This is a genomic window from Deltaproteobacteria bacterium (assembly GCA_029860075.1).
Lineage (GTDB): Bacteria > Desulfobacterota > JADFVX01 > JADFVX01 > JADFVX01 > JAOUBX01.
Window position 1 is genome coordinate 1 of the sequence record JAOUBX010000166.1, and the last position, 2,383, is coordinate 2,383.

The 2,383-nt window shown below is 45.7% G+C and carries 3 protein-coding genes; 1 reads left to right on the forward strand and 2 read right to left on the reverse strand.

Going from position 1 to position 2,383, the window contains the following annotated elements:
- Window positions 1-158: 158 nt before the first annotated feature.
- Window positions 159-347 (reverse strand): Arc family DNA-binding protein, encoded by a 189-nt coding sequence (locus OEV42_21550; protein ID MDH3976855.1) that lies wholly within the window; start codon window positions 345-347, stop codon window positions 159-161.
- Between the two features lie 101 nt (window positions 348-448).
- Between OEV42_21550 and OEV42_21555 the strand changes: the two genes are divergently transcribed.
- Window positions 449-907, forward strand: a complete 459-nt coding sequence (locus tag OEV42_21555; GenBank protein MDH3976856.1) for a hypothetical protein — start codon at window positions 449-451, stop codon at window positions 905-907.
- Between the two features lie 319 nt (window positions 908-1,226).
- On the opposite strand, the gene OEV42_21560 is transcribed toward OEV42_21555, so the two are convergent.
- On the reverse strand, window positions 1,227-2,383 hold a 1,157-nt coding region (locus tag OEV42_21560; GenBank protein MDH3976857.1), incomplete at its 5' end, for a hypothetical protein.

Sequence of the window (2,383 nt, forward strand, 5' to 3'; positions counted from 1 at the left end):
TTCTTCAATATCCCTTTTTCATGAGGTGAGGAAGATTTGCGTGGCCTGAGGTCAGGCTTGCAACCAGGCATTTATCAAGCACAGAAAAAAAATAAGGGAAGGCTCCACACCTTCCCTTACATTCATTCAAATTCTGCTTCACAGAAATTGCTTAAATACTACTCCAGATCTTCTTTTGTAATCTCACCCTTCTCAAGCAGCCAGTCTTTCAAAATCCGCTCTATCTGCCAGTTTAAAGAACGTTCATTTGATTTAGCAACTTTCCTTAGGGCTTCGATAACTATTGGTATTGTAGCAATTGTAACGCGTTCCGTTTTCTTATGTACTGTATTTTTCATAATTTTCATTATAGTCGAATAAGAACTCTTGACAACAGTGAATTATTCTGTTAGCTTCTTGTGAATTCATAACTTTTCATAACATACCATAAGAAGTGGAGGGTCAAGTCATGGCAGAGACAAAGCGGAAGGAAGGGGAATTTGATGAATGGCTTATGAGGGATATGTGTAATCATTTGGAAAGTCATACCTCTGCTTTGGAGGCTTTGGCAGAGCTGATTTGCTCATCTACGCTGGAGGCATTCACCGGGGATACAGGCGGTGAACATAAAAGTGCAAATCTCCGCTGGGGTCTTTTGCAGATTTTTCAGTTTTACCTGGAAGGGCAGCAAAAGATACTGGAAGAGTACCTTGAAAAATATAACAACCTCGATCTTGTCCTTTTAAAAAGGGGAGAAAAGCTTCTCGAACTGGTCCACTATGGTGCTTACACCCATGAAGAAAGAGCCAATGAAATGCTGAAAGAAGCCATTGGCTACCTTGATGTGGTTATTGAAAGAGGCAGTGAGTATAAGGGGGTGGCGGAGGAGGTTAAGGGGGAGTGTTTGGAGCGGCTGGGAAGTTATTGATTGCGGATTTGGGAATGCGGATTGCGGATTGAAAAAGGCAAATGCGGGTCAAAAGATTTTATTTCGCGCAGAGACGCCAGGGCGCAGAGAGAAGGGGTGTCATTAACAATATATAATGAATTATTAATCATTCCAAATCAGATTTTAATCCGGTCAATCCTGTCAAAATAATATTCTTGCTTTTCTTTCTCTGCGCCTTTACGAGAAAAAAAGCTATCCACGAAAAGCGCCAGGGGTCACAAAAAAGAACACCCCCTTTAAGAATGGTCTTCTTAAAGAGGGTGGATTTTGATCTTTTCCTGCAATGCCGCAGCCTTTATTATCCTCCTGTAGAACCGTCTGTAGCCGCCCAATTCGAGTAGGTACTCTCACCGTCACCATTATCATAGGTAGTGACTACATAATAAGAAAAATCATTCCTATTTACCTGAATGCTGAGAGTCGTGTCAGTCGTTGAGCCTGCAAGTATCCATGGCCCCTGGGGGCTGCTGCTGCTATAGATTCTATATCCTGTCACGTTTGCTACCGGGTCCCATGATAAATCATGAAAATAAAGGTTTTTATCTTTATTGTAGATAGCTGACAGATTGGCAGGAGGCAGTAAAATATTATTTACCATTACATTGACCGTATCACTGGCCGTTGCCCCATCGTTATCGGTAACGGTAAGTTCAAAGGTAAGAATAGTATCCATATTCACTTGCGGAGCAGTGAAGGAAACACTACTTGCCTCAGCGCCTGACAAAGTTACAGCCGGTCCGGCAGTCTGTACCCATGAATAGCCGACAACCGTACCATTGCTGTCATTTGCAACGCCCGACAGATTAACAAAAGCTCCTTCATCAAAGCTCTGATCAGGACCTGCATTGACAGTCGGCGGGATGATCACATTATAAACCATTACATTGAACGTATCGGAAGCCGTCGCTCCATCGTTGTCGGTAACGGTGAGATCGAAGGTCAGCACCGTGCTCGTGTTGATATAAGGCGCTGTAAAGCTCATTGTCGGCGTATCGGCTCCGCTGATTGTTACCGCCGGACCGGCAACCTGCGTCCAGAAATAACTTTCAACCGTACCGTTGCTGTCGGAAGCCGTCCCCGTCTGGCTAACCGGTATTCCTTCATCAACGGCCTGATCAAGGCCCGCATCAACGGTGGGCGGGATGATCACATTATAAACCGTCACGTTGAACTGATCGGAGGCCGTTGCGCCGTCGTTGTCGGTCACGGTCAGATCGAAGGTCAGCACTGTGCTCGTATTGACAAAGGGGGCTGTAAAGCTCATTGTCAGCGTATCAGCGCCAGTCAAAGTAACCGCCGGGCCTGCAACCTGCGTCCAGAAATAACTTTCAACCGTGCCGTTGCTGTCGGAAGCCGTCCCCGTCTGGCTAACCGGCATTCCTTCATCAAGGGCCTGATCAAGGCCCGCATCAACCGTGGGCGGGATGATCACGTTATAAACCGTCACGTTGAACT

Coding starts and splice junctions, on each gene's coding strand:
- OEV42_21555 (MDH3976856.1), top strand. CDS start 449: ATGGCAGAGACAAAGCGGAAGGAAGGGGAATTTGATGAATGGCTTATG.
- OEV42_21550 (MDH3976855.1), bottom strand. CDS start 347: ATGAAAATTATGAAAAATACAGTACATAAGAAAACGGAACGCGTTACA.